We start from the raw sequence: 26072 nt of genomic DNA, 5'->3' as shown, positions 1-26072 counted from the left end.
GCCCTTGCCATGCGAGGACGATAAACACCGTGCCACCCACCCTTAAGGAGCCTCGAGGATGAGCCAGTCTTCCGCCACCGAAGTTTTCTTCACGCGTTCCCTTGCCGATACCGACCCGGACATTTTCGGCTCGATCCAGAAGGAACTCGGTCGCCAGCGCCATGAAATCGAGCTGATCGCGTCCGAAAATATCGTTTCGCGCGCCGTGCTCGAGGCCCAGGGCTCGATCATGACGAACAAGTATGCCGAGGGCTATCCGGGCAAGCGCTACTATGGCGGCTGCCAGTTCGTCGATATCGCAGAAGAACTCGCCATCGAGCGCGCCAAGAAGCTGTTCGGCGTCAACTTCGCCAACGTTCAGCCGAACTCCGGTTCGCAGATGAACCAAGCCGTCTTCCTCGCGCTGCTGCAGCCGGGCGACACCTTCATGGGCCTCGACCTCAATTCGGGCGGCCACCTGACGCACGGTTCGCCGGTCAACATGTCCGGCAAGTGGTTCAACGTCGTGTCCTACGGCGTGCGCGAAGGCGACCACCTGCTCGACATGGACGACGTTGCCGAGAAGGCCCGCAAGAACAAGCCGAAGCTCATCATCGCCGGCGGCACCGCTTACTCCCGCATCTGGGACTGGAAGCGTTTCCGCGAGATCGCCGATGAAGTCGGCGCGTACCTCATGGTCGACATGGCCCACATCGCCGGCCTCGTCGCCGGTGGCCAGCATCCGTCGCCGTTCCCGCATTGCCACGTTGCCACGACCACGACGCACAAGTCGCTCCGCGGCCCGCGCGGCGGCGTCGTTCTGACCAACGACGAGGATATCGCCAAGAAGATCAACTCGGCCGTCTTCCCGGGTCTCCAGGGCGGCCCGCTGATGCACATCATCGCCGCAAAGGCCGTTGCCTTCGGTGAAGCGCTGCAGCCGGAATTCCAGGACTACGCCGCGCAGGTCGTCAAGAACGCCAAGACGCTCGCCGAAACGTTGAAGGCCGGCGGCCTCGACATCGTTTCGGGCGGTACCGACAACCACCTGATGCTCGTCGACCTTCGCAAGAAGAACGCGACCGGCAAGCGGGCGGAAGCAGCGCTTGGCCGCGCCTACGTCACCTGCAACAAGAATGGCATCCCGTTCGACCCCGAAAAGCCCTTCGTCACCTCCGGTGTCCGCCTCGGTACGCCGGCCGGTACGACCCGCGGCTTCAAGGAAGCCGAGTTCCAGGAAATCGGCAATCTGATCGTCGAGGTTCTCGATGGCCTGAAGGTCGCCAATTCCGACGAGGGCAATGCCGGCGTTGAAGCCGCCGTCCGGGAAAAGGTCGTCAAGCTGACGGACCGCTTCCCGATGTACCCCTATCTGTAAGGATAGCGGTTCCAGGAAAAGTGTCGCGCGGTTTTCCGTCTGGAACCGCGTAAAACAAGGATAGTTCATGCGCTGCCCCTATTGCGGTTCGGAAGATACGCAGGTGAAGGATTCCCGTCCCGCAGAGGACGGGGCTGCCATTCGCCGCCGGCGCATCTGCCCGGATTGCGGGGGGCGGTTCACGACCTTCGAACGGGTGCAGCTGCGGGAGCTGATGGTTGCCAAGAAGACGGGCCGCAAGGCCCCCTTCGACCGTGACAAGCTCCTGAAATCCTTCGAGATCGCGCTTCGCAAGCGGCCGGTCGACCGGGACCGTATCGAACGCGCGGTCTCCGGCATCGTCCGCCGGCTGGAAAGCTCCGGCGAGACGGAAATCTCTTCCGAAGAGATCGGCCTTCAGGTGCTGGAAGCCTTGAAGGCGCTCGATGATGTGGCCTTCGTGCGCTACGCGTCGGTCTATCGCGACTTTTCCCATGTCGACGACTTCGAAAAGATTCTCTCCGAAGTCGCCGCCAAGATCGCCCGTGATCCGGGCGCTGACGGCTAGATGTCGGGCGTCGTGTCCAGCGACGAACGCTTCATGGCAACGGCGATCCGCCTCTGCCGCCGCAATCTCGGCCTGACCGCCACCAATCCTTCCGTCGCTTGCCTTATCGTCAAGGACGGCGTGATCGTCGGTTCTGCCGTAACGGCGCCGGGTGGCCGGCCGCATGCGGAAACGCAGGCGCTGGCCATGGCCGGCGATGCTGCGCGCGGCGCTACGGCCTATGTCACGCTCGAACCCTGCTCGCACCATGGCAAGACGCCGCCCTGCGCCGATGCGCTTATCGCCTCCGGCGTTGCCCGCGTCGTCGTCGCCGTGACCGATCCGGACGAGCGCGTCGCTGGCAGGGGGCTGTCCATGCTGCGGGATGCGGGCATCGCGGTCGATACCGGTGTTCTGGAAGCCGACGGCAAGGCAGCACTTGCTGCGTACCTGACTCGCCAGACGAAGAAGCGGCCTTATGTGACTCTGAAACTTGCCGTTTCCGCGGATGGCATGCTCGGCCATCTCGGCGCGGGGCAAGTGGCGATATCAGGACCGATTTCGCGTGGCCAGGTGCATGTGCTGCGTGCCGAGACCGATGCGATCCTCGTCGGCATCGGCACGGCGCTCGTCGACGATCCCGAATTGACCTGCCGGCTGCCGGGCCTCGAAAAGCGTTCCCCCGTACGCATCGTGCTCGATCCGCGGCTGGAACTGCCGCCGGCGTCGAAGCTTGCGCGAACGGCTCTGCTGGTGCCGGTCATCGTGGTGACGGCGAAGGACGGCAAGGACGATCCGGCGTTTGCCGCGCGGCAGGATGCCCTGGAAACGCTGGGCGTCGAGGTTCTGATCTGCGATCCGCGCCGGCTCGAGGCGCTGCTGACCGCACTTGCCACGCGCGGGATTTCCTCCCTGCTTGTCGAGGGTGGCGCGCGCACGGCGCAATCCTTCCTCGATGCGGGACTTGTCGATCGCATCCTGCTGTTCAACGGCGCAGTCACCCTTGGCAAGGGCGGGGTCGCATCCCCATGTGTGTCCGAGCAGATGCCGGCGGGCTTTTCGCTTCGCGGCACGGTGCGCTACGGCGCGGATCTTCTTGAAGAATACGAAAGAGACGAGTGATGTTCACAGGCATTGTCACGGATATTGGAACGGTCGAGAAGGTCGAGCCCATGAACGCGGGGGTTCGGCTGCGCGTGCGCACGAACTATGATCCGGCGACGATCGACATGGGCGCGTCCATCGCCCATTCCGGCACCTGCCTCACCGTCACGGCCCTGCCGGAAGAGGGCGCCAATGCCCGCTGGTTCGAGGTCGAGGCCTGGGAAGAAGCGCTGCGCCTGACGACGATTGCCGGCTGGAAGGCCGGCACGAAGATCAATCTTGAGCGCTCGCTGAAGATCGGCGACGAGCTTGGCGGCCATATCGTCTCCGGCCATGTCGATGGCAAGGCGGAAATCCTTTCCGTCGAGGCCGAGGGCGACGCGACGCGCTTCCGCATTCGCGCACCCGAAGGGCTGGAGCGATTCGTCGCGCCGAAGGGCTCCGTCGCGCTCGATGGCACGTCATTGACCGTCAATGCGGTCGACGGTGCGGTTTTCGACGTGCTTCTTATCCGCCATACGCTTGAAGTTACGACCTGGGGCGAGCGCAAGGCCGGTGATTTCGTCAATTTCGAAGTGGACACCATGGCGCGTTATGCGGCGCGGCTTGCGGAATTTCCCACCAAGGCGTGACCGGCGCGTGACTCCCGCCCGGACCGTTCCAAATCGGAACGGCAGGGTGCGGCGTTTGCGACTGTCACGGTAACGATATCGATACCTCTCGGCTTCTAGTGTCCGCTCATTGGATTGCTGGAGGCCTCTGGGGATGGCACCCGACTACAACACATTGTTACTCGCCATCGGCCTTGCAGGCTTTTGCCTGTCGGCAACGCTCTTTGCCTCCTGGCTCTCGGCGAAGGTCGAGCGCTTCCTGCTCTCGTGGTCCATCGGTATCGGCTGCATCGTGCCGGCGGTGGTGATCTACAGCCTGTATATCGAGCGCCCGAGCGTTCCTGTCGGCTGCCTGGCCTTCCTGCTGCAGTTTCTCGGCTTTTCCTTCATTTACGGCGCGGCTTATCGCTTCCGCACGGGTGAGAGCGGGCGCCGGCGCATCATCGGCGTGTGTGCCGCCTGCGCGACGATGTCCCTGCCATGGCTTGTCGGCGGTTATGACGGTCTTGCCTTCATTGCGCTCAACCTGCTGATCACGGCCTGCGTCGTCGCGACCGCGCGTGAATATTGGTGGAGCAGGGCGGAAGCGCCCTTGCCGCTGACCGGCATCGTGATCCTCTACCTGCTGACGGCGCTGTCCTTCCTGCTGTGTGCGGGCGTGCTCATCCATGACGGTAAATGGGTGATGGGCCATGCGCCCGACAATTGGGCCGAAAACCTCAATCTGATCGTGGCGATCATGGGCATCACCGGAATCGGCGCCATGTCGCTGGCGCTCAACCAGTGGCGCGTTGCCGGCAATCATCATCGCGCCGCCATGACGGACGCGTTGACCGGCCTGTTGAACCGCCGTGCGCTGTTCGATCGCTATGACGCGCAAGCCGTGACCCCGCATATGGCGGCCATCGCCTTCGACCTCGACGATTTCAAATCCGTCAACGACCGCTACGGCCACGCCGCGGGCGACGTGGTGCTGAAGGTCTTTGCCGATGTCCTGCGTGACGCCTGCGGTGACGCTGCCTGCATCGCCCGCCTCGGCGGCGAGGAATTCGCCGTCGTGCTCGACCGCACGCTTCCGGATCGCGCCCAGCGCACCGCCGAGCGCATCCGCATGGACTTTGCGGCAAAGCTCATCCCGATCGGCCGGTGCAGCATCACCTGCACGGTGAGCGCCGGCATCGCCTTCGGCCGGGATGACAGCAGCAGTTTCGACAGCCTGCTCAGCAATGCCGACAAGGCGCTCTACGCGGCAAAGCGCGCTGGCCGCAATCGCGTCTCGCTCGCCGCCTGATGCCTCACGCGCCGGGTTCGCCCTCCCAGTAATCGACCTCCTCGCCATAGCGGCGGATACTGGTGAAGTTCGTTGGGCCGCCGGTGGCCGGGCGGGTCTTTGCCAGGAACTTCCCCGAATCCGGATATTCGCAGATCTCGGTCGCGGCCATCGAGGAGATCGCGAGGTACTTTAGCGGAACCGTGCCGGTGTTGATGATCTGATGCGCTGTCGCTGGTCCGCCGGCCGGCGCGCCCAGCACATCGCCGGGGCCGAACAGGTGCCGCTCCTCGCCGAAACGATAGGTGCCGTGGCCTTCCAGGATGACGAAAAGCTCATCCTCGACATGGTGGTTGTGGAACGGACAGCTGGACTTGCCCGGCGGCACCTCGCTGTAGCCGATCCCAAGATTCTTCAGGCCGAGTGCCTTGCCGAAGGCCGTGTCGGTGCTTTCGTAGAGACTGCCCTGCGTCCAGTGCTCCAGTTTCAATTTGGCAAGCGTGACGATGGGCGATGCTTGGGTGCTCATTCCTGTCTTCCTCTTGACAATGCTGTATTGTTCCCATTTTGTTCCGTGATGTCAATGCCGGGTGACGCGTGGCGGGGAGGCCCAAATGGCCGCATCCGGTGGAAAACTCTTGCCAAGCCCCGCCCGTCGTGGTTTGACCCCGCTTCCGCCCGCATTTGCGTGGCCTGCCTCCAAATTTCAGGTGACTCATGGCCAACACCGATAACCCCCATCTCCTCATCGTCGAGGCACGCTTCTACGACGACATGGCCGATGCGATGCTCGACGGCGCCAAGGGCGCGCTCGATGCCGCCGGTGCCACCTATGATATCGTGACCGTCATGGGCGCGCTCGAAATCCCCGCGGCCGTCGCCATGGCGCTGGACGGCATGGAAAACGGCGGCACCTGGTATGACGGTTTCGTCGCGCTCGGCATGGTCATCCGTGGCGAGACCTACCATTTCGATATCGTCGCCAATGAATCGAGCCGTGCGCTCATGGATCTCGCCGTCAGCGAAAGCCTGCCGATCGGCAACGGCATCCTGACCGTCGAGAACGACGAGCAGGCCTGGGCGCGCGCCCGCCGCTCGGAGGGCGACAAGGGCGGTTTTGCCGCCCGCGCGGCCCTGACGATGATCGATCTGAAGAAGAAACTGGGCGGCGAACAGTGAGCACGGACAAAGACCAGCAGCCGGTGAAGCCGGCCAACCAGCGCGGCGCGGCACGCCTTGCCGCCGTGCAGGCGCTCTACCAGATGGATATCGGCGGTTCGGGCGTGCTCGAAGTCGTCGCCGAATACGAGACGCACCGTCTCGGCCAGGAAGTCGACGGCGATACCTATCTGAAGGCCGATGCCTCGTGGTTCCGCTCGATCGTCTCGGGCGTCGTGCGCGACCAGCGCCTGCTCGATCCGCTGATCGGCACCGCCCTTCAGGACGACTGGGCGCTGTCGCGTCTTGATTCCACCGTACGCGCCATCCTGCGCGCCGGCACCTTCGAGCTGAAGGAACGCAAGGACGTGCCGATCGCGGTGATCGTCACGGAATATGTCGAGATCGCCAAGGCATTCTTCGAGGATGAAGAGCCCAAGCTGGTGAATGCGGTGCTGGACCGGATCGCCAAGCAACTTCGGCCCGACGCGCGAAAATAAGCACACGCAAATAACGGTAGGCAGCATGAGCACGGGGTCGGTCGAAGGTCTTGAACGGCAGCTTTCGGCCGCACGCCGCAATGTCTTCCTTTTGATGTTTGCGCAGGCGCTGCTTGCCTCTGCCGGACCGATTGCCTTCTCGATCGGCGGGCTCGCCGGCTACAACCTGCTCGGCGAGGACAAGTCGCTGGCAACCGCGCCGCTGACAGGCTTCAATATCGGCGTGGCGCTTGGCGCCGTCTTCGTGGCGATCGCCGCCCGCATACTCGGCCGTGCCTATGGTTTCATCGTCGGCGCCCTGATCGGCGCTGCCGGCGGTATCCTTGCCGCCATTGCGCTCTTCCGCAGCGATTTCTGGTTGTTTGCCGCTGGCTTCGTGCTGATCGGCATTTCCGGCGGATTCACGCAAAAAATCCGCTTTGCGGCCGCCGATGCCTCGCCCTCCTTCTACAAGCCGCGCGCCATCTCTTGGATCCTGGCCGGCGGCGTCATCTCCGCCATCCTTGGCCCGCAGGTGGTGATCCTCACCAAGGACCTGTTCGAGCCGGTGCTGTTTGCCGGTGCCTTCGTGGCGCTCGCGCCGCTCTGCCTTTCCGCCATCGTGCTTTTCTTGTTCCTGCGTCTGCCCGACCATAAGGCGGCGGGCGTGGCGAGCGGGCAGGCGGCCCGGCCGCTCAGCGAGATCGTGCTGACGCAGCGCTTCCTCACGGGCATGATCTGCGGCATCTCCACCTATGCGCTGATGACCTTCATGATGACCGGCGCGCCGCTTGCCATGGTCATCGGCTGCGGCTTCTCGCCGGAAATGGCCACACTCGGCATCCAGTGGCACGTGCTCGCCATGTTCGCGCCGAGCTTCTTCACCGGCATGCTGATCCAGCGTTTCGGCGCGGAGAAGGTTGTGGCCGCCGGCCTCGTCATCCTCATGGGCTGCGCGACCGTGGCGCATGCGGGCATCGAACTCTGGAACTTCTGGGGGGCGCTGATCCTGCTGGGTGTCGGCTGGAACTTCGGCTTCATCGGCGCCACCGCCATCGTCGCCTCCAGCTACCGGCCGCACGAGGCCGACAAGGTGCAGGGCTTCCACGACATCATCCTGTTCGGTGCGGTGGCGCTCGCCTCGTTCTCCTCGGGCAAGGTGTTCAACGCCTATGGCTGGCAGACGATCAACCTTTTGTTCTGGCCGATCACGGGCATCAGCCTCGCTCTCGTCCTGCTTTTGCTTTTCCGCAATCGCCGCGCCACCGTCTAATCGGTTCAGATCGGTCGCCGCCAAAAAATCCGTTTTCTAGAAGTGGTTGCCGCAGTGCGGCGACTTGACGCAACCGATTCGCAAACGCACTCTGGCCGCGCGCCGGCCCCTGTCTTGTGAGGAGGCAAGCAGGAGCGGGCGCATATCGGCTGCGGGGAGAGGACCCCGTGGTTTCCTAGGAGGACAGAGCGAAATGACCATATTGTTTGGCGTTATCGCATGCGGTTTGCTCTCGGTGGTTTATGCCATCTGGGCGACACGGTCGGTGCTTGCCGCCGACCAGGGGAATGCCCGCATGCAGGAAATTGCAGGTTATATCCGGGAAGGGGCGCAGGCCTACCTCACCCGGCAGTACAAGACCATTGCTCTCGTCGGGGTCGTCGTTTTCGTCGGCACCTGGCTGCTTCTTTCCGCAACGGCCGCGATCGGGTTTCTGATCGGCGCCGTCCTGTCCGGGGTTGCCGGGTTTATCGGCATGCATGTGTCCGTCCGCGCAAACGTGCGCACGGCGCAGGCCGCGTCCGTCAGTCTGTCCTCCGGCCTCGACATCGCCTTCAAGTCGGGTGCGATCACCGGCATGCTGGTGGCCGGCCTCGCCCTTCTGGGCGTGTCCATCTACTACTGGATCCTCACCGGCGTTCTCGGCCAGGAGCCGGCCTCCCGCGAGGTCATTGATGCGCTCGTCGCGCTCGGCTTCGGCGCTTCGCTCATCTCCATCTTCGCCCGTCTCGGCGGCGGTATCTTCACCAAGGGTGCCGACGTCGGCGGCGACCTCGTCGGCAAAGTGGAAGCCGGCATTCCCGAAGACGATCCGCGCAACCCGGCAACCATCGCCGACAATGTGGGCGACAATGTCGGCGACTGCGCCGGCATGGCGGCCGACCTTTTCGAGACCTATGCGGTGACGGTCGTCGCCACCATGGTTCTGGCAGCCATCTTCTTTGCCGGCACGCCGGTCCTGGCATCCGCCATGATCTATCCGCTGGCCATCTGCGGTGCCTGCATCATCACCTCGATCATCGGCTCGTTCTTCGTCAAGCTCGGCGCGAACGGCTCGATCATGGGCGCTCTCTACAAGGGCCTCATCGTCACCGGCCTGCTGTCGATCCTTGGCCTTGGTGCCGCGACCTCGCTGACGGTCGGCTGGGGCACGATCGGCACCGTCGCCGGCAAGGAGATCACGGGCACGAACCTCTTCATCTGCGGCCTCCTCGGCCTCGTGGTGACGGCGCTCATCGTCGTGATCACCGAATACTACACCGGCACCAACAAGCGCCCGGTGAACTCCATCGCCCAGGCTTCGGTGACCGGCCACGGCACCAATGTCATCCAGGGCCTTGCCGTTTCGCTGGAATCGACGGCACTGCCGGCAATCGTCATCGTCGGCGGCATCATCTCCACCTACCAGCTCGCCGGCCTGTTCGGCACCGGGATCGCGGTGACGGGCATGCTCGGCATTGCCGGCATGATCGTGGCGCTCGACGCCTTCGGCCCGGTCACGGACAATGCCGGCGGCATCGCCGAAATGTCCCACCTGCCGCCGGAAGTGCGCAAGTCCACCGACGCGCTCGATGCCGTCGGCAATACGACCAAGGCCGTCACCAAGGGCTACGCGATCGGTTCGGCGGGCCTCGGCGCGCTGGTGCTCTTCGCCGCCTATTCGAACGACCTGGCCTATTTCGCGGCCAATGGCGACAAGTATCCGTACTTCGCCGACGTCGGCACGATCTCCTTCGATCTCTCCAACCCCTACGTGGTCGCCGGCCTGATCTTCGGCGGTCTCATCCCCTATCTCTTCGGCGGCATCGCGATGACCGCCGTCGGCCGGGCGGCGGGTTCGATCGTTGAGGAAGTGCGCCGGCAGTTCCGCGAAAAGCCCGGCATCATGGCGGGCACGGAGCGTCCGGACTACGGCCGTGCAGTCGACCTTCTCACCAAGGCCGCCATTCGGGAAATGGTCGTGCCGTCGCTGCTGCCGGTGCTGGCGCCGCTCGTCGTCTATTTCGGCGTGCTGCTGATATCAGGCTCGAAGGCCTCTGCCTTCGCGGCACTCGGCGCCTCGCTGCTCGGCGTTATCGTCAACGGCCTGTTCGTGGCGATCTCCATGACCTCGGGCGGCGGCGCCTGGGACAATGCCAAGAAGAGCTTTGAAGACGGTTTCGTCGATAAGGACGGCACGCGTCACATGAAGGGTTCGGAAGCCCACAAGGCCTCCGTCACCGGGGATACCGTCGGCGACCCCTACAAGGACACGGCCGGCCCCGCCGTGAACCCGGCCATCAAGATCACCAATATCGTGGCCTTGCTGCTGCTCGCCGTTCTCGCCTGACCGGTACGGCGCTCAAAAGAAAACCGCGGGGAGCGATCCCCGCGGTTTTTTGATTCCATCGAGAGAAGAAGCCGGGCTTACTTCTGTGCGCCGAGCGCGTTCTGCACCATGCTGGCCGGGTTCGCGCCGCCCTTCAGCAGCTGGCCGAGGAAGGTCAGTTCGGCGCCGCCGGTCGGTGTGACGCGCGAGATCATGTCGAAGACCTTGCCGTCCTGCAGCGTGTAGTGCGCAAGGCGCTCCACATTACCGTCCTTGTTGAAATAGACGGCAAGGATGCTTTGCTCGACGAGCTTCGGCTTCATGAAGGCAACCGGACGAGTGCGCTTCTGCGAGACGTAATAGAAGACTTCGTTGTCGAAGGTCGCGGTCGAGGACGGCGAGCCGAGGGACAGGAGAACCTGCTCGCGCGAAGAGCCGACCGGAGCCAGCGCCAGCGTCTGCTCGTCCACGATATAGCCCTGGTTAAGGACTTCGCCGGTGCCCTGGCAGCCTGCGAGGATGGACGCGGAGAGGGTGGCGGCAATGGCGGCGTTACGCAACAGCTTCATCTTCACAGAATCTCTCTTCACAACATCCCAGGGACTATGATGGCCGCGCAGCCATTGCAATTCATGCCTGCTTCGGTAAACCAGCTTCAAGCCTCATGCAACATGACTTGCAACGGCTCCATGGTTTGAATCGGGCAAAACTAGGCTTTATGATGATTTTCGGCCTGTTCGGCAAAAAAAACGGCAACCGGCGCATCGTCGAAAAGCAGTATGCGACGCTGACGACGGCCGCGCGCCATCCCTATCTCTATGAAGCGCTTGACGTTCCCGACACCGTCATGGGGCGCTTCGAGATGCTTTCGGCGATGCTGATCCTTTATTTCCGTCGCACGCGGACCGGCGGCACGTCGGGCCAGGAAATCGCCCAGGAGATCGTCGATGCCTTCTTCGAGGACGTCGACCACTCGATTCGCGAGCTCGGCGTCGGCGATGTCGGCGTACCCAAGCGCATGAAGAAATTCGCCGGCATGTTCTACGGCCGGCTGGAATCCTATGCGGCAGCACTCGACAGCGGCAACCGCGAGGGGCTTGCGGCAGCGCTCAGGCGCAACATTCATCCCGAGGGGGGCGAGGGCGCGCCTGTGATGGCGGGTCTTGCCGACTATCTCTTCGCGGCGGAGGCGGCGATGGCCGCCGTCGGCGACGATGACATCAAGACGGGCGTGCTCACGGTTCTCGAGCCCGGCCGCGACGAACACGCCGCCTGAGGGCGGCCGGAAGGCGAAGTGATGAAGAAAGACGACGAAACGCCGTTCTCCTACCTGGTCAAGGTCGGGCATATCTCGGCAAATCCGGTCGAGGTGACGCTGAGCGCCAATGACAAGGAACGGGCCGGTCTGGCCGAGCTCTGGTCCGTGCTCGAGGTGAAGGCGCTTGCCGCGACCTTCACCGTGCAGCGCTGGAAGCGGGACGGCGTGCGGCTCAAGGGCCGCGTCACGGCGGATATCGTGCAGGCCTGCGTGGTGACGCTCGATCCCGTCGAGGCCCATATCGACGAGCCGGTCGAAGTGGTCTTCGTGCCAGAAGGGTCCAAGCTTGCGCGCATGCCTGTTGCCACCGAGACCGGCGAGATGCTGCTCGATCCCAACGGGCCGGATGCGCCGGAAATCTTCACCGGCGATACGATCGATGCCGGCGCCGTAGCCGCCGAATATGCGGCGCTCGCCATCGAGCCCTATCCGCGCAAGCCCGACATCGCCTTTTCCGGCCATATCGAAAGCAGCGACAAGGAGGACAAAAAACCGTCGCCTTTTGCCGTTCTGAAGGACTGGAAAAAAGACTGAACGGCTTCATGAGCGCCTGATAATTCAGTTGTGCACCCCGCGAAAAGCGGTATTTTGGCGCAATTCCGCTGCGGTGGCTTCTCCGCCGCTGGAAAACGAGAACTAAGGCAAGACACGCGTGGTCAGAATTTCCATTGACGTCATGGGAGGCGATTTCGGTCCGAAGGTCGCTATTCCTGGCGCAGCCAAGGCCCTTGAGCGCCATCCTGAAATCCGCTTCGTCCTTTTCGGCAATGCCGCTGAATGCGAACCGATCCTGGCGCAGCACCGGAAGCTGAAGGCCGCGAGCACCTTCCACCATTGCGACGTCGCCGTCGCGATGGACGAGAAGCCGAGCCAGGCCTTGCGCCGTGGCCGCGGCAAATCCTCGATGTGGCAGGCGGTCGATGCGGTCGCCAAGGACCAGGCCGACGTCGCGGTTTCCGCCGGCAATACCGGCGCGCTGATGGCCATGTCGAAATTCTGCCTGCGCATGATGGCCAATATCGAACGCCCGGCGATCGCCGGCATCTGGCCGACGCTGAAGGGCGAAAGCATCGTGCTCGACATCGGCGCGACGATCGGTGCGGACGCCAACCAGCTGTTCGACTTCGCTTTGATGGGCGGCGCCATGGCGCGCGCGCTGTTCGAGATCGACAGGCCGACACTCGGCCTGCTCAATGTCGGCGTGGAAGAGATCAAGGGCCAGGAAGAGGTGAAGGCCGCCGGCCAGCTGATCCGCGAGGCCAATTTCGACACGATCGACTACTACGGTTTCGTGGAAGGCGACGATATCGGTCGCGGCACGGTGGACGTGGTGGTCACGGAAGGTTTTGCCGGCAACATCGCCTTGAAGGCGGCGGAAGGCACGGCGCGGCAGATAGCGGAATACCTGCGGGCGGCCATGTCGCGCACCTGGCTTGCCAAGCTCGGCTATATTCTGGCCAAGAGCGCCTTCGACCGCGTGCGCGAGAAGATGGACCCGCGCAAGGTTAATGGCGGCGTGTTCCTCGGCCTCAACGGCATCGTCATCAAGAGCCATGGCGGCACTGATGCCGAGGGCTTCGCGGCAGCTGTCGACGTTGGTTACGACATGGCCCGCAACGGCCTGAAGCAGAAGATCGAAAACGATTTGCAGAAGTATCATGCCGGCCGCCCCGTTGAAGGCGCTGCCCAGAGCATGAGCGACGAGGTATAGAATGATCCGTTCAGTGGTCCGCGGTTTCGGAACAGCGCTTCCGAAGCGGGTACTCACCAATGCCGAACTGGAAAGCATGGTCGACACGTCCGACGAATGGATCGTGCAGCGCACCGGCATCCAGCAGCGTTATATCGCAGGCGAAGGCGAGACGACCGCCTCGCTCGGCGAGGGCGCCGCGCGCGCCGCACTCGACAAGGCCGGCCTGACGGCCGCCGATATCGACCTCATCATCGTCGCGACCTCGACGCCCGACAACACCTTCCCGGCGACCGCGGTCAACATTCAGAACCGCCTCGGCATGCATCACGGCTTCGCCTTCGACGTCCAGGCCGTCTGTTCCGGCTTCGTCTATGCGGTGACCACGGCGGATGCCTATATCCGCGGCGGCCTTGCCAAGCGCGTGCTGGTTATCGGTGCGGAAACCTTCTCGCGCATTCTCGACTGGACCGACCGCACGACCTGCGTGCTGTTCGGCGACGGCGCCGGCGCTATCGTGCTGGAAGCGCAGGAGGGCGCGGGGACCAATGCGGACCGCGGCGTGCTGACGACGCAGCTCCGTTCCGACGGTGCACACCGCGACAAGCTCTTCGTCGATGGCGGCCCATCCACGACGGGCACGGTCGGCCATCTGCGCATGGAGGGCCGCGAGGTTTTCAAGCACGCCGTAGGCATGATCACCGACGTGGTCTACTCCTCCTTCGATGCGACCGGCCTCACGGCCGACGATATCGACTGGCTGGTGCCGCATCAGGCCAACAAGCGCATCATCGACGGTTCGGCCAAGAAGCTCGGCATTCCCTTGGAAAAGGTCGTCGTCACCGTCGATCAGCACGGCAATACGTCGGCCGCGTCGATCCCGCTGGCGCTGGCCGCGGCGGCGAGTGACGGGCGAATCAAAGAAGGCGATATCGTGCTTCTGGAGGCCATGGGCGGCGGCTTTACCTGGGGCGCGGTGCTGCTTCGCTGGTAGGGGAGCGGCGTCGCCGTCGCACCGCTTGACCGGAAGGGGCAAGGACAATACTCTCCTGCCACTAACCATACGCTTTCAATAGGAAATCGGTGAGGGACGATGAGCGGCAAGACGGTGACACGCGCAGATTTGGCCGAATCGGTTTTCCGAAAGGTCGGCCTTTCCAGAACCGAATCGGCGGAGCTTGTCGAAACCGTGATCGACGAGATCTGCAACGCCATCGTCCGGGGTGAGAGCGTGAAACTCTCCTCCTTCGCGACCTTCCAGGTGCGCGACAAGAACGAACGCATCGGCCGCAATCCGAAGACCGGTGAGGAAGTACCGATCTCGCCGCGCCGCGTCATGACCTTCAAGGCCTCGAACGTGCTGAAGCAGCGGGTGCTCAAGCAGCACCTCTCGCGCAAGGCTAAGCAGAAGCCGGCTTCCCCCGCATCCTGAACTACGACCGCGTTGCCGTCGTTCCTCGATAGGTAATTTCACGGCCGAAGCGGCCGCTGTGCTGCCCGTTTGCCGCAGGTTTCGGTACTTTTTATGCCTGTTGGCGCTCCCTCGGCAATTTGAAACTTGAATATCGCCCCGCAAGCCGCTGAAATGAATACGATTCGGCAGCGCGCTTCTCGCGCGGCCGCCGTGAACATTCATCGAGGACAGAATGGACAAGAGTCCGGACGCTTTCCGCACCATCAGCGAGGTCGCCGACGATCTCGACCTGCCGCAGCACGTGCTGCGCTTCTGGGAAACGCGCTTCACGCAGATCAAGCCGATGAAGCGCGGCGGCGGGCGTCGTTACTACCGTCCCGAGGATGTGGATCTCCTGAAGGGCATCCGCCATCTGCTCTATGATCACGGCTATACGATCAAGGGGGTGCAGAAGCTCCTGAAGCTCAACGGCAACAAATTCGTCGCTGCGATTGCCAGCGGCGATCTGGCGACCGTCGAGGCGCTGGCCGCAGCAAGCCACGAGGAACCGACGCCGCCGAAGGCCGGCAGCGACGAGGACCAGATCGTCGGTCGCGCCAAGGCCCCGACCAGCCGTCGCTTCTTCTCCTTCGTCGGCGGCGGTGACGACGCGCCGGAAATCTCGCTCGGCAAGACCAGCGTCGGCAAGGAAGACCGCGCCCTCCTGCAGGAGGCGCTTTACGATCTTCTGGAGTGCAAGCGCCTGCTCGATCAGGTGCGCTGAGGCTCCATCGCCTGACGCGCGACAGGGTCGGCTGAATTCAAATCCGGTGGATGGTCTTCGAAACGGAAAAGCCCGGCACAAGGACCGGGCCAATCGGCATCTCTCTTGGTGTTCCATTCGCGCCGATATCCTATCGGCGCCTTCGGTTATTTCGCCACGACGGGGAAGGGGGTGCCGGGCAAAAGTCGCTGAAGCAGCGGCGACCGTCCCATTTCCTTTATCCGCCGGCGGATAGCCTTGTTTTCCGGCGCGAGCTCGCGTGCCTTTTCAAGGCGCGCGATGGCTTTCTGGGTTTCTCCGTGTTTGTAGAAAGCCTCTGCGGCCTGGCGATAGTGGTTCGGTTTCTTGGGAAGAAGGCTGGAGACCTGATCGAACAGTGCGGCGGCTTCGGCAAAACGCTGCTGTTCGAAAGCCGCACGCCCAGCCGCAACGATTGCCGGCGGCTTCTGCGGGTTCCAGGCTTTGGCGGGGGCTGCCGGTTTCTTGGGGGGGGCCAGTTTCTGGGAAACGAGCGACTCTCGATAGAGATCGTAGACCGGCGCCTTGACGTTGGTCAGCATGGTCGCGTCGCCGACATCGAGGATGCGTTCGCCAAGAAAATTGACGCGATAATAGTCGATCCGGTCGGTGATGGTGAGGCGTGCCTTGTCGGTGTTCATCCGCTCGGAGACGGTGAAGGTGCCGAAGGAGTAGAAGTCCTCGATCAGGTAGGAAAGGAAGCGCTGCCGGCTGTCCTGATCGACGGTGAAGCCCTCGCGCAGAAGAGAGAGCACCGTTTCGACCGTATAGGCCTCCCGATTGAGCCCCGGATCCGAATAGAAGGCCTGGGCGGTGTGGATCGCCGGCTTTCCGAAGAGAATCGACAGGACGCCGACGCCGGAATTCATCAGGAGAATATAGTCCGTGATGTCGAGCAGATCCTTGATGTGCATGTCGCCGACATCGATCGCGCCGGGAATTTCTTCCTGCACGGACGAAAGCGGGTGGTTCTTGAACAGGACGACCCAGTCGGCAGGAAGCGCCCGGGTGACATCGCGTACGAGTGAGACGAAGTTGTCGAAGGAGCCGATCCCGCCGGCAAAGAAGTTGACTGTCGTGTCGGCGCGCGACTGGAAGGGGACGAAAAGCACTTTCTTGTCGCGCGGCAGGCCGAGCTTCTGAAGGGCGGCGCGCACGCCGAGGCGTGTTCCCTGCTTTTCAAGCGTCGACGATGATGACGTTTCTGAGGCAATATAGTCCTTGACGCGCTGGAGACGGTTTTCATCGAGCGTGGCAGGCCAGTGCTCGCGCCGATAACGCGTGCTCTCGCAGCAGAAGCCGGTGTCGTCGATGAACATCGAGTCGGTCAGCGCTCCGCGTTCCACCACGAGATAGGGGATGCCAGCGTCGCGTATCCTGGCATAGGTCTCCCGCCGGCGCTCGCTGGCATAAGGATTGGTGAAGATCACGCGATTGATGTTGTTCGTGCGGATATAGTCGACGATATCGATATCGGCGAAAGCCTCGTACCCCTTCACCTCCAGCTCGCCCCAGAGTGGCATGAGGGAGGGGTTGTAGGCGAAAGTGCCCTTGCCGAAGATAAGCGACTTGCCCTTGTCCTGCGCGGCCAGCGCCGGAAGGAAATGTCCCTCCGCATCGAAGCGTTCTATGCAGGCGCGAAACAGGGCCTTATTTTCCTGATGCTGCTCCTTGTTACGCCAGGCCGGATCTTTCAGGTGATGGGCATGGAAGATGAAGATGCCTTTGCGTGACAGCAGCTCGGCATGCAAGCGGAACTGCGCCCGCCAGCCGCGATAGGCCGAATGGCTGCTGTAGCCGCTCTCGATCAGCCAAGTATGATCTTTGGGCGAGACGAACTGTTGATTGGCGCGCACGAGCCGATAGGCATATTCGAGGTCTTCAAGACCCCAGCCATTGAACTGATCGTTGTACCCGCCGATGGCGAGATAATACATGCGGTTGACGATGATGACGGAGCTTGCCGGCAGGAACGTCGTGACGAGATTGCCGCCGGTCAGGAAGTCATGCACGATCGCGTTCTTGGACAGGTTTCCCGTGAGGGCATTCTCGGTCGCCTGTTCGGAAAGATAGAGCGCCGGCACGGTGATGAAGCGGTCGGAATGATCGTGCAGGTTCTGCAGCACGATCTCGTCGAGCAGGTCCTGATAAAAACCCGGATAGGGGAAGAGATCCACGTCCTCATGCATGACGAAGGTCGAGCGTGCGCAGGAAACGCCGATATTGCGAGCTGTCGCGGCGCAGAAATTCGCCTTGTCGCTGTCGACCCGCAGATAGTCGAAGCCGAGCTCCTCGCAGATCGCCATCATCCGCAGCGCGTCCTCGCGCTGCGAGCCCTCATCGACGACAAGGAACGAGACGGCGGAGGGAATGCGGGTGTCCAGCAGACGATTGCGCAGGCGGCCAACCATATCATAGTGGGCGGCGGCCCGGATCGTGATGATGACTGTCAGAACGGGTTGCGTAATGGTCGAGTTGATAACCAGCCCGGCAGTGTCTTTTTGCATGAGCGTCGCTTCCCCTGAAGGCCTGCGTTACGGCGGCACGACATGCCGCCAATCATCGATTGAAGCATCGCTTAGCTGCTGTTTTTGACAGTTTGATTACAGTCGATCCTCCGAGGGCGGCGTGGTTCTTCAAGTACGCCGCCCTCGCGCTGGATTCACTGGCGATCATGGATTTGCGCGCCGAAAGGGTGTCGCGATGTAGCGATGAGCCCACAGGAAAATGACAGCTCCGGCATCGGTTCCCTTCAGGGATGACCTTGCTGGAAATGTCGGATGAGGCAGACGTCACGTCGTCGGCCGAACCGTCTTGTCCGCACAGGAATCGAGCCTGAATGGCCTCCGCAGCACGTTCCCGTTTACCTGATCGTGTCACATAGAATTCAACCAATGAGTGTTATTCTATTTATTATCCTGTTGAAATAACTTCATAAAATTCACAAAAGTATGTCACAAAACTGTCGCATGCGCGAAATGCGTGTCTTTCCGGCAACGCTCGGACCGTCCACCATCGTCACACTCCAGTCACAATTCGCTTTGGCGATTGAGGCCATTCTCGGTCTGGGTAATTTCCCGCCAGCCGGCTGCGGGATTGCACTTCCGCTTGCCGGTGGCCGGGGCATCCGCGAGGCAGATCGTCTTGTGGAGAGGGGTCCGGCCTCATGAATCAAACGGAGATTAAAAATGAACATCAAGGGCTTTCTCATCGGCTCCGCCGCTGCCCTCGTTACGGTTTCGGGCGCTCACGCCGCAGACGCTATCGTCGCTGCCGAGCCTGAGCCGATGGAATATGTCCGCGTCTGCGACGCGTTCGGCACCGGTTACTTCTATATTCCGGGCACGGAAACCTGCCTCAAGATTGGCGGCTACGTTCGCATGGACGTCCGCGGCGGCGAATTGCTTGGCCTTAATGCCAATGAGGCAAACGGTTCGCTCGGCGACGAATGGGACACGCGCTCGCGCTTCGACCTGCGCATCTCTACGGCTTCGGACACCGAATACGGCGCTCTGAAAACCTATGCGGAGCTTCGCTTCAACTGGCGCCAAGGCAATAACACGACTGAACTGCGCCATGCTTATATCGACCTCGCCGGCTTCCGCGTTGGTAAGACGGAGTCGGCCTTCATCACGTTCACTGACAATGCGGGTGCGGTCCTTGTCGATGACCTCATCGACTTCGGTCCCGATGAAGCCAATGTCATCCAGTACAATTACAAGTCCGACAACGGTATCACCGCCGTTCTCTCGCTTGAAGATTTTGCTGATGCCGGTAACGACTACGTCCCGAACATTGTTGGTGGCGTTGGTTACGCTGGTGAATCTTTCAAGGCTCGCGTTCTTGGCGGTTACGATTCGAGCCTCGAAGAAGGCGCGATCAAGGCGCGTCTCGATGGTGACTTCGGCAGCTTCTCGGCCTTCGTTATGGCCGGCTGGAACACCAATGGTGATTTCCGCAACGATTACGCGACTTGGGATGGCGACTGGGCTGTCTGGGGTGGTGCGTCGGTCGGCCTGACCGAGCGCGTCAAGCTCAACGCACAGCTCGCTTACGACGACAGCGAAACCTTCGTTGCCAATGCCAACGTCGCCTTCACGGTCGTTCCGGGCTTCGTCGTCACGCCGGAAGTGGTCTATCGCGACCGCGATGCCGACGGCAGCGCATGGGGCGGTATCGTCCGCTTCCAGCGCTCGTTCTAAGTTGGCCTGATCCTCCAGTCGGCTGACGGCCCGGTCCCGCAAATGCAGGGCCGGGTTCGTTTTTTGAAACAGTCCGTGACGTGACTGGCTTTAGCGCCGTATAGCGCGCGCGATGGCAATTAGGATGCAAGCGCCGGCGAAGCCGGCTATGAGATAGCCGATCCACCCGCCGAGCGAGACGCCGATCAGGCTGAGCACGAGGTTTGCCACGGCCGCGCCGACGATGCCGAGCACGATGTTCATTAGAACGCCCATGTTGCTCTTCATGAACATCTCGGCGAGCCAGCCGGCGATACCGCCGATGATGATGGCCGCGATCCAGCCGATTCCTGCGTCTTCCATTCCCGTCTCCTCAAGCTTCAAAAGCTACCGGTAATAATAGCCGGGGAGAGAACGCGTAAAGCGCCGCAAAGTTCCATTTTGGAACTGCGGGCGTGGGGAAATATTTAGGAGAGAAATGGTCGGAATGGCGGGATTCGAACCCACGACCCCTTGACCCCCAGACGGAGGGCCGCGTTGCTAATTTCAATAAAGGCAACAGCGCCTTATGCAAGCTTCGGTTTGCTGGTCCGGGATTTTTTCCGGGACTTTGAAACATTTTCCAGCGCGGCGGCCACTTCATCATCCAAAACGTGAGCGTATTTCGTCGTCGTTTTGATATCGGAATGATTAAGCGCTCTCTGTACCAGTTTCAAGTTTCCTGTTGACCTGAGGAGCTTTGTCGCGACGTCGTGGCGGATATCGTGGAAACGAAAATCTTCCACCCCTGCCTTAGCGACAAGCCTGCGCCATTGGGTCTTTGCCCCTTCGGCCGTTATCGGGTAGCGCTGGCCCTTCTTCTGGTCGCCCCGCGGGCGCTGGCAAAGATAGGTAAACACGTACTCGTCGTGATGACCGTCGCAAGCCTTCAGGATCTCGGCTATTTCTGGTGTTATCGGTGTTGAGATAAGCGCGCCGCCTTTCCCCGTCGTCGTGATCCGCTTGGCGAATATGTTGACGTCGCTCCACTTAATGAGCGTTTCCACCCGTCGCCGGCCGGATATGCGGGCGAACTCGAACCATTTGGCATAGTCGTCGCGGACGGCCCCATCCAAAGCGTCGGCCTCGGTTTCGTCGAGCTCGCGCACGCGCTCTTTCGGCTCCTTCAGGATGTGGTCTCGCCAATTCGGCTCTTTTGGAAACGAGTAGCGCCATGTCCGCTTGGCGCGCGAGAAGATCGACCGAAGCAGAATGGTCGTTGACCTGTTGACGGTCGCGTTCGAAATCGTGGGCACTTCAGTCCCGTCACGATGTTTCGTACGGTCGCGCACTGTGTTCGACCGACGCCAAGCCACGAGCGCCGCTACTTCTGCGTCTCCGATCGCGTCAAGGCGCGTCGTGCGTCCTAGACGATTTACCAGGCGCTCGAGGTCGGTGAAGGTGGTCGCAGAATTTGCGTGGTGCTGGCCGACCTCGTTCCAGAACCGGCCGGCGGCTGTATCCATAGTCAGCGGCCCGTTGCCCGTCTTCCGCTCTTCCGCAACGTCCTTTTTGGCTTGCTGCCGGGCTTGTGCCTCAAACGCTAGGGCGTCTTTCTTGGTTTTGGCCTTTGTAGAGCCGAAAAAGCGACGACCTTCGACGACGAAGTCGTATGAGTAATACGGGCTTTTGGCTGGCTTATAGATGGACATTCGCGTTTCCTGCGGCTTTCGATGAAGTCCAGGATGTCCTTGCGGGCGAACCCCATCCTAACGCGCTTCTCGCCCCTGCCGGTCGGGATGAATGCAATCTCACCCGCCTTCACATGGGCGCGCAAGGTTTTTGTTGAAATGGTGAGGAGCTGGGCCGCTTGGTCAGGCGTCAGAAGATCGGTCGATATCTCACCCATCGCCGCGCTCCTTCTCCAGAGCGTCGCGGCCGGCGGCAAGCATAGCCGCACAGAAACAATCAGGCTTTGACCGGCCCTTAGCGAAGTTCTTTCGCGCAAGCGTGCAGAACCATATGAAGCCTTTGCGCTTGTCCTGTAGCGGCATGCCTTTGGCTTGGCACTCTCTGGGTGGTGTTAAGAGGTCGGCCAGGTTCATTCGCCCCCTCCCATATTGCGGATGGCAGCGGCGGCCCGCCGGAAGTCGGCAACGGTAACTACGAATTCGATGTCGCTCCCGAGCCCGTTGAACAAGACCGGGTGGCTGTCCGGTATCCGAAGGAAACCATTCGGCAGGCCGTCTGCCGTCTTGTATTTTGCAAACGGATCAAGCGCTTCGCGTAGGGTGGCGTTCTCGCGTTCGAGCGCTTCGATGCGGGAGTTGTCGCGAAGATGCTCGATGAGGCCAATGATCGAAAGCGCCTCGTCCTTCGTCAGGTGGCACTCTCCGTCGAAATCAGCGTCGATCCTGCCGCGGATCAGCTCTACCAGTTCACCCGCCATGCTTGCCTCCATCGGTGGAGGAGGATCCAGTTGCGTTTGTGGCGAGCGCGCGCAGCTCGTCGGCGTAAGCTTCGTATGCCGCCGCATCCGGCTCGCCGTAGGTGACGGGAAATTTCACATCGACCTTGGCGAACAGCGGTATGGAGAAATACTCCACGTCGTTCGAGATCGGATCGTCTTCGACAGTCCAGCTATCCTCGGAAAGCGCGCGGTGACCGTTGAGATGAGCGTACGGGCCGAAGAGCTGAGGTGCTTCGGCGCGCCCATCACGTAAACCGCGCTCATAGCCAAGGTTCTCGGCCGCTTCCGCGTTTTGGCGGGTGCGGCCTTCGAGCCTGCGGAAGGCTGTCCAGCCGTCCGTGCCTTCCTCGTGCATGGCGATGACGGCTTTGCGTGCTTCCTCTTCCGCGCGACGGAGAGCTTCAAGCATGCTCATCTCCGCACCGGCCTTGATCTGGCAAGCCGGGTCCTGGCATTCGGTTTCGCCGAAATGCAAGCGTGCTGCGTGCTCCGTCGTGAACACCTCGTCACAATGGAAGCACCGCCAGCTTGGCCCACGGCCTTTGAGTTCCGCTTCGCTGGCGTCAAGCGCATCGGCGGCGACCCGCAGCATCGAGCGCAATTCCTCGTCGATGTGTTCCCATCCTGCGGTATCGCGGATCATCTGGGGCGTGACGTTGTAGGGTTTAGCCATTGTCCTGGCCTCCGTTCGTACCTGTGGCGGAACCATCCCCATTGTCTCCCCCATAGGGTGAGGGAGGGGTGGAAAGGGCGCGAAGCTGGTTCTTGATGGAATAGTAGCCGTCGCCGCATTTGTCCCAAGACGCATCAAACTCAAGGCGCGCGGCAAGCTTCTCGGCTTCCTTGATGGTGAGCGTGATCTCCCCCTCTTCGGATTGGATGAGCGATGAGCGGGGAGGGTGGGTGTAGAGGGGGGTAATCGTAATATCCCATGTGCGCGAGAGGCGCTCCTTGCGGTCGATAGCTTCCTGCTCAGAAAGCATGACCTCACGGCCCCACGCATCTCCCTCAAACATCCACGCCACCGGCTCGCTCTCTACCGCCGGGACATCGACAAGGGCGCTCCTGATGCGCGTCTCGCAATCCTGCTGGGCGGCGGTCGGCATTGGCAACCACTCTGTCGCCGGGTACCGTATGAAGCCATCGTGCTTGTCATAGTGCGAGAAGCCTTCGCCGTCCCAAAAACACGAGAAGGATGGGTAGCCCGGTCCTGTCCTTGCGATGAACTCCTCTCCGGTGCGAGGCGCGCTATCCATATTCCGCCACGGAAGCTCGGCCGCTTCACCGGGGCTTGCAATCCACATCCAGTGCGTGAAAGGCGCGGTGGGCCGTTCGGCGACGAAAATCTTTATGATCCATTCGCCGATTTCCATGTCGAAATAGGTTGCGAGAACTGTCGTGGAATATGGCGCGCTTTCCACGCCTTCATTCCATGCGAAGCTTGCGATAGGCCCCTCCACCACCTTCTCCTCTGCAGAGGAACGACTGTTCCAGGTAGATACGGCTTCACAAAGATCGGGAACGTCGCCGCCGGGACACGCATGGCAATCCCGGCACATGATCCAGTGGCGCGGGTTATGTTCGTTGTTGCCGCACTGTAACGCTTCACCGCCACAGAACGGGCACGGCTTCAGCTCGACAATCTCGTCGGTTACTCGCTCAGTCTTCTGCATTGCCGCCTCCGATAGTTTTGATGGGCGTGCAGAGGCAACGGGCATCGGGCCCATAGCCTGGCGTCGAACACGCATCGCATTGATAGGAAAGGTCTTCGACGATGGGGCTGCTGCTCTTTGAGTTGAGGCATGCCCCCTTGATTGCGTCCCGCTTGGCTTCGGCCATCGTGTCGACGCCTTCGGGAGACCAGCCGTCGTATAGGTAGCCGCCATCCTTCCAGCGAACTCGGATATAGAATTTTCGCTCCGGCTCACCGGGGCACGGATCGCGCTCGATCTCAATCGTCGCGCCCTTGTGGGTCCCGTGGAGGTAGCCGCGACGTTGCTCAATCACGCGCATGGGTTCCCCCTAGCGCGTCTTTCGCCGCGTGATACAGGCTCGTCCTTCGGTCAAAGGCGGGGCCGAGCGGGTGAGGAAGGTAAATGCTGGGCGTGGCGTAGAATTTCAGAGCGTCACGCAGGCGGGCGATCTCCGCGTCCTTCTCCGCCATCTCCCGCTTCATCGCCTCTGCCTGGCGGGCGAGGTCGAGGACTTCACGCATGCGGTCGGGGGAGCAAGCGGCGATGTAGGCGGCGTTGGCTCTTGCCTCGCGGTCGGTCCGAGAGCCGTTCTCGCAGTTGACGAAGCAGATGCTAAGGCCGACATCGTGCTGGCCGCGGATTCGAATATCACGGCTGTCGTTCCACGGTCCCGGCGTCACGCCTTCCATCGCCTTCGCTATGCTGTCTACGGGGGAGGAGGGGGTGGTCATGCTTCACCTCTGGACTGGTCTTTCATGTACCAATCGACAATCGCGTTGAACTGGTCGCGGGGAATGGTGACCCATTGAGACCGCCCATCGGGGAGTGCCGGCGCATGTAGCGAAACATTGTCTACATCGTTCAGGATGACCCAAACCGTGGCATCTTGCGGATGGTTGTCGCTCTCCATCGCCAATATGTCGGCGTCGGTCTTTACATCGTACGGCCTCATGCTTCACCGCCTTTTGACTGGAGGGCGCGGAGGGTTGCAAGGACGAGGGCGATGGCGAGAGATTTTGACTGACCAACAACGTGATGTTCGCCGTTCATCAGCTCGACGCACCAGCCAAGACCTCGCAACACCGGTATGTCGCCGGCGTAATCCTGGCCGATATGGTCAACGACCCATCCCGGCAGCACTCGCTCTGCCAGAGATACGGCAGCGTCGATGGAGGATGTGTAGGATGGGATGATCCCGCCGCGAAAACAGAGGTTGCGCTCTACGTCGTGATATTCCCATAGCGGTTTTTCGTCCGGGTGATCGGCCAGCAGGTTTTTGCGGGAAGCCCCCGGGATCACAGCGAGCCAGATTGCTTCATCCAGTTCCCGATCCGGCCCTTCCGCCTTCTCCAGCTTCTCTATGAGAGCCGACAGGTCCGGCCCGCCGTCTTCAATCTTCTTGCTGTCGGTGCTGGTCATGCCGAATCCCTCGAAGGCAGGCGGCCGGCAACGGCCAGGCCCTGCATGATGCGGTTCGTGCAGTAGGTGATCGCCTCGGGCTCATCGAAGTCGCTCCAGAGCCCGAAGAGGGTGTTCGCCAGCGCGTGCGGCTCGATGCCCTTGCTCTCCCAGTAGGCGCGCTCGTTCATCGCGTGCTGGGCGGCGTGTTCTTCTGGGCAAAGGGGCAGGGCGAACCGGTCCGGCGCCTTAGTCTGTTTGCCTCGACCGAAATGGCCGTGGAACACGTTGGCATAGGAGAGGTGCGCGGCCTGAACTCCCATCCGACCGGTGACGACGCACGGCAGCTCGTGGAGGAACGCGAGATAGTCGCTCCGCTTCTTCGGCCGGCGCTTTGGCGGCTCGGGATCAGTGCGGAAAGCCGCTGTGTTGATGCGCATAGCCATTACACCCTCCTCAGATCATCGAGGACGGCCTGACGCATTTCCTTGCGGGCGCGGTGGATAGCCTGGGTGCTGCCCGTACGCTTGGCGGTGGCGAGGTCTTCCGAGGCCTTCCGCCATGCCGGCAGCTTGCTCATGCCGCCGTGGCGCTTGTGAAACAGCCACATGATGTCGGAGACGATTCGAGGAACGCGGATGGCGCTGGTCATGCTGCCCTCGCTTTCGGATCCGCCCAAATGACGTCGTGGCGCGCGCCAAAGGCAAAGATGACCTCGATCAGATCCGTCATCTCTTCCTTAGACAGGTCGGACGACGACGTGCCGAGCGCAACGAAGCCGGTGCCATCGGTGTTGGGAACGAGCCGAAGCTGCTCGCTCTTCTCCCGGCGCAGCGCGTCGAGCATGACGAGCTTCCAGTCGTCGGGCGTGAGTTGCTGGCCGTGCCACGCGAGTTGCAGCGACAGATCGGTGAGCATCGCCCACATGCGATCGTTCTGCGGCGTGGTGCGCTTCGGTCCTTTGAACTCGACGCGGGTTTCCGCCGGCGCGCGGATGATCCAGTCCACCGCCTTCCGGCGAATGGCTTCATTGGCGAGGACGAGAAGGGCTCTACCCATGG

33 protein-coding genes are annotated in these 26072 nt (G+C 61.9%); 16 read left to right on the top strand and 17 right to left on the bottom strand.

Annotated elements, in window-relative coordinates:
- Positions 1-58: 58 nt before the first annotated feature.
- The 5 genes from glyA (at position 59) to ACOZK4_RS06630 (ending at position 4889) form a co-directional block, all read left to right on the top strand.
- Positions 59-1357 carry a serine hydroxymethyltransferase gene (gene glyA / locus ACOZK4_RS06650; RefSeq protein WP_421591178.1) on the top strand — a complete coding sequence of 433 codons (1299 nt, stop codon included), beginning with the start codon at positions 59-61 and terminating at the stop codon, positions 1355-1357.
- Positions 1358-1424: 67 nt separating this feature from the next.
- The gene (nrdR, locus tag ACOZK4_RS06645) at positions 1425-1904 is read left to right on the top strand and encodes a transcriptional regulator NrdR (protein WP_117369545.1); all 480 of its coding nucleotides are present in this window, start codon (positions 1425-1427) and stop codon (positions 1902-1904) included.
- Positions 1905-3005 (top strand): bifunctional diaminohydroxyphosphoribosylaminopyrimidine deaminase/5-amino-6-(5-phosphoribosylamino)uracil reductase RibD, encoded by a 1101-nt coding sequence (gene ribD, locus ACOZK4_RS06640; RefSeq protein ID WP_421591176.1) that lies wholly within the window; start codon positions 1905-1907, stop codon positions 3003-3005.
- Entirely contained in the window at positions 3005-3619 is a 615-nt protein-coding gene (locus tag ACOZK4_RS06635; RefSeq protein ID WP_421591175.1) for a riboflavin synthase, read from the top strand. Before ribD ends, ACOZK4_RS06635 begins: the two co-directional genes overlap by 1 nt.
- 133 nt (positions 3620-3752) lie before the next feature.
- On the top strand, positions 3753-4889 hold the full coding sequence (locus ACOZK4_RS06630) for a GGDEF domain-containing protein (RefSeq protein ID WP_421591173.1): 1137 nt from the start codon (positions 3753-3755) through the stop codon (positions 4887-4889).
- 4 nt (positions 4890-4893) lie between these two features.
- Here the strand turns inward: ACOZK4_RS06630 and ACOZK4_RS06625 are convergent, their stop codons facing one another.
- Complete coding sequence (locus ACOZK4_RS06625; protein WP_421591172.1) at positions 4894-5397, bottom strand: cupin domain-containing protein; 504 nt, start codon at positions 5395-5397, stop codon at positions 4894-4896.
- Between the two features lie 188 nt (positions 5398-5585).
- Between ACOZK4_RS06625 and ribH the strand changes: the two genes are divergently transcribed.
- The 4 genes from ribH to ACOZK4_RS06605 all read left to right on the top strand — a co-directional run bounded on the left by ribH (position 5586) and on the right by ACOZK4_RS06605 (position 10107).
- Complete coding sequence (ribH, locus tag ACOZK4_RS06620; RefSeq protein WP_313522422.1) at positions 5586-6047, top strand: 6,7-dimethyl-8-ribityllumazine synthase; 462 nt, start codon at positions 5586-5588, stop codon at positions 6045-6047.
- Entirely contained in the window at positions 6044-6526 is a 483-nt protein-coding gene (gene nusB / locus ACOZK4_RS06615; protein WP_313522423.1) for a transcription antitermination factor NusB, read from the top strand. The genes ribH and nusB overlap by 4 nt, the downstream gene beginning before the upstream one ends.
- Positions 6527-6551: 25 nt before the next feature.
- On the top strand, positions 6552-7778 hold the full coding sequence (locus ACOZK4_RS06610) for an MFS transporter (protein WP_421591170.1): 1227 nt from the start codon (positions 6552-6554) through the stop codon (positions 7776-7778).
- A gap of 193 nt (positions 7779-7971) precedes the next feature.
- On the top strand, positions 7972-10107 hold the full coding sequence (locus tag ACOZK4_RS06605; protein WP_421591169.1) for a sodium-translocating pyrophosphatase: 2136 nt from the start codon (positions 7972-7974) through the stop codon (positions 10105-10107).
- A 77-nt stretch (positions 10108-10184) separates the two neighbouring features.
- On the opposite strand, the gene ACOZK4_RS06600 is transcribed toward ACOZK4_RS06605, so the two are convergent.
- On the bottom strand, positions 10185-10655 hold the full coding sequence (locus ACOZK4_RS06600) for an outer membrane protein assembly factor BamE (RefSeq protein WP_421591216.1): 471 nt from the start codon (positions 10653-10655) through the stop codon (positions 10185-10187).
- Between the two features lie 152 nt (positions 10656-10807).
- On the opposite strand from ACOZK4_RS06600, the gene ACOZK4_RS06595 reads away from it, so the two are divergent.
- The 6 genes from ACOZK4_RS06595 to ACOZK4_RS06570 all read left to right on the top strand — a co-directional run bounded on the left by ACOZK4_RS06595 (position 10808) and on the right by ACOZK4_RS06570 (position 15271).
- Positions 10808-11362 (top strand): ubiquinol-cytochrome C chaperone family protein, encoded by a 555-nt coding sequence (locus tag ACOZK4_RS06595; RefSeq protein ID WP_313522447.1) that lies wholly within the window; start codon positions 10808-10810, stop codon positions 11360-11362.
- A 21-nt stretch (positions 11363-11383) separates the two neighbouring features.
- Entirely contained in the window at positions 11384-11938 is a 555-nt protein-coding gene (locus tag ACOZK4_RS06590) for a YceD family protein (protein WP_421591168.1), read from the top strand.
- 118 nt (positions 11939-12056) lie between these two features.
- A complete protein-coding gene (plsX, locus tag ACOZK4_RS06585; protein ID WP_421591167.1) occupies positions 12057-13115 on the top strand; it encodes a phosphate acyltransferase PlsX in 1059 nt (352 codons plus the stop codon).
- Between the two features lies 1 nt (position 13116).
- A complete protein-coding gene (locus ACOZK4_RS06580) occupies positions 13117-14088 on the top strand; it encodes a beta-ketoacyl-ACP synthase III (RefSeq protein WP_421591166.1) in 972 nt (323 codons plus the stop codon).
- 99 nt (positions 14089-14187) lie between these two features.
- Positions 14188-14526, top strand: coding sequence for an integration host factor subunit alpha (locus ACOZK4_RS06575; protein ID WP_244760596.1), 339 nt, complete (start codon positions 14188-14190; stop codon positions 14524-14526).
- Between the two features lie 214 nt (positions 14527-14740).
- Positions 14741-15271: a MerR family transcriptional regulator gene (locus tag ACOZK4_RS06570; protein ID WP_313522429.1), complete on the top strand. Its 531-nt coding sequence runs from the start codon at positions 14741-14743 to the stop codon at positions 15269-15271.
- A gap of 146 nt (positions 15272-15417) precedes the next feature.
- On the opposite strand, the gene ACOZK4_RS06565 is transcribed toward ACOZK4_RS06570, so the two are convergent.
- Positions 15418-17796, bottom strand: a complete 2379-nt coding sequence (locus ACOZK4_RS06565) for a galactosyltransferase-related protein (protein WP_421591165.1) — start codon at positions 17794-17796, stop codon at positions 15418-15420.
- 681 nt (positions 17797-18477) lie between these two features.
- Between ACOZK4_RS06565 and ACOZK4_RS06560 the strand changes: the two genes are divergently transcribed.
- Entirely contained in the window at positions 18478-19491 is a 1014-nt protein-coding gene (locus ACOZK4_RS06560) for a porin (protein ID WP_421591164.1), read from the top strand.
- A gap of 90 nt (positions 19492-19581) precedes the next feature.
- On the opposite strand, the gene ACOZK4_RS06555 is transcribed toward ACOZK4_RS06560, so the two are convergent.
- The 14 genes from ACOZK4_RS06555 to ACOZK4_RS06490 all read right to left on the bottom strand — a co-directional run bounded on the left by ACOZK4_RS06555 (position 19582) and on the right by ACOZK4_RS06490 (position 26070).
- Positions 19582-19833, bottom strand: coding sequence for a GlsB/YeaQ/YmgE family stress response membrane protein (locus ACOZK4_RS06555; protein ID WP_313522432.1), 252 nt, complete (start codon positions 19831-19833; stop codon positions 19582-19584).
- A gap of 203 nt (positions 19834-20036) precedes the next feature.
- A complete protein-coding gene (locus ACOZK4_RS06550; RefSeq protein ID WP_421591163.1) occupies positions 20037-21161 on the bottom strand; it encodes a tyrosine-type recombinase/integrase in 1125 nt (374 codons plus the stop codon).
- Complete coding sequence (locus ACOZK4_RS06545) at positions 21053-21358, bottom strand: helix-turn-helix domain-containing protein (protein WP_409530316.1); 306 nt, start codon at positions 21356-21358, stop codon at positions 21053-21055. Before ACOZK4_RS06545 ends, ACOZK4_RS06550 begins: the two co-directional genes overlap by 109 nt.
- Positions 21351-21554 (bottom strand): hypothetical protein, encoded by a 204-nt coding sequence (locus ACOZK4_RS06540; RefSeq protein WP_421591162.1) that lies wholly within the window; start codon positions 21552-21554, stop codon positions 21351-21353. Before ACOZK4_RS06540 ends, ACOZK4_RS06545 begins: the two co-directional genes overlap by 8 nt.
- Complete coding sequence (locus ACOZK4_RS06535; RefSeq protein WP_421591160.1) at positions 21551-21898, bottom strand: hypothetical protein; 348 nt, start codon at positions 21896-21898, stop codon at positions 21551-21553. The genes ACOZK4_RS06540 and ACOZK4_RS06535 overlap by 4 nt, the downstream gene beginning before the upstream one ends.
- Positions 21888-22592 (bottom strand): hypothetical protein, encoded by a 705-nt coding sequence (locus ACOZK4_RS06530; RefSeq protein WP_421591159.1) that lies wholly within the window; start codon positions 22590-22592, stop codon positions 21888-21890. The genes ACOZK4_RS06535 and ACOZK4_RS06530 overlap by 11 nt, the downstream gene beginning before the upstream one ends.
- Positions 22585-23592, bottom strand: a complete 1008-nt coding sequence (locus ACOZK4_RS06525; protein WP_421591158.1) for a Lar family restriction alleviation protein — start codon at positions 23590-23592, stop codon at positions 22585-22587. Before ACOZK4_RS06525 ends, ACOZK4_RS06530 begins: the two co-directional genes overlap by 8 nt.
- Positions 23579-23932 carry a hypothetical protein gene (locus tag ACOZK4_RS06520; RefSeq protein ID WP_421591157.1) on the bottom strand — a complete coding sequence of 118 codons (354 nt, stop codon included), beginning with the start codon at positions 23930-23932 and terminating at the stop codon, positions 23579-23581. The genes ACOZK4_RS06525 and ACOZK4_RS06520 overlap by 14 nt, the downstream gene beginning before the upstream one ends.
- Positions 23919-24344, bottom strand: coding sequence for a hypothetical protein (locus tag ACOZK4_RS06515; protein ID WP_421591155.1), 426 nt, complete (start codon positions 24342-24344; stop codon positions 23919-23921). The genes ACOZK4_RS06520 and ACOZK4_RS06515 overlap by 14 nt, the downstream gene beginning before the upstream one ends.
- Positions 24341-24565 carry a hypothetical protein gene (locus ACOZK4_RS06510; protein WP_421591153.1) on the bottom strand — a complete coding sequence of 75 codons (225 nt, stop codon included), beginning with the start codon at positions 24563-24565 and terminating at the stop codon, positions 24341-24343. The genes ACOZK4_RS06515 and ACOZK4_RS06510 overlap by 4 nt, the downstream gene beginning before the upstream one ends.
- Positions 24562-25032, bottom strand: coding sequence for a hypothetical protein (locus ACOZK4_RS06505; RefSeq protein WP_421591151.1), 471 nt, complete (start codon positions 25030-25032; stop codon positions 24562-24564). The genes ACOZK4_RS06510 and ACOZK4_RS06505 overlap by 4 nt, the downstream gene beginning before the upstream one ends.
- A complete protein-coding gene (locus ACOZK4_RS06500) occupies positions 25029-25457 on the bottom strand; it encodes a DUF968 domain-containing protein (protein WP_421591149.1) in 429 nt (142 codons plus the stop codon). The genes ACOZK4_RS06505 and ACOZK4_RS06500 overlap by 4 nt, the downstream gene beginning before the upstream one ends.
- Positions 25457-25663 carry a hypothetical protein gene (locus tag ACOZK4_RS06495; protein WP_421591147.1) on the bottom strand — a complete coding sequence of 69 codons (207 nt, stop codon included), beginning with the start codon at positions 25661-25663 and terminating at the stop codon, positions 25457-25459. The genes ACOZK4_RS06500 and ACOZK4_RS06495 overlap by 1 nt, the downstream gene beginning before the upstream one ends.
- The gene (locus ACOZK4_RS06490) at positions 25660-26070 is read right to left on the bottom strand and encodes a recombination protein NinB (protein ID WP_421591145.1); all 411 of its coding nucleotides are present in this window, start codon (positions 26068-26070) and stop codon (positions 25660-25662) included. Before ACOZK4_RS06490 ends, ACOZK4_RS06495 begins: the two co-directional genes overlap by 4 nt.
- Positions 26071-26072: the final 2 nt, after the last annotated feature.

The organism is Shinella sp. M27, from assembly GCF_049199905.1.
Classification (GTDB): Bacteria; Pseudomonadota; Alphaproteobacteria; order Rhizobiales; family Rhizobiaceae; genus Shinella.
The sequence above is the reverse complement of the archived record's forward strand: the minus strand, read 5'-3'. Positions and strand labels throughout refer to the sequence as shown.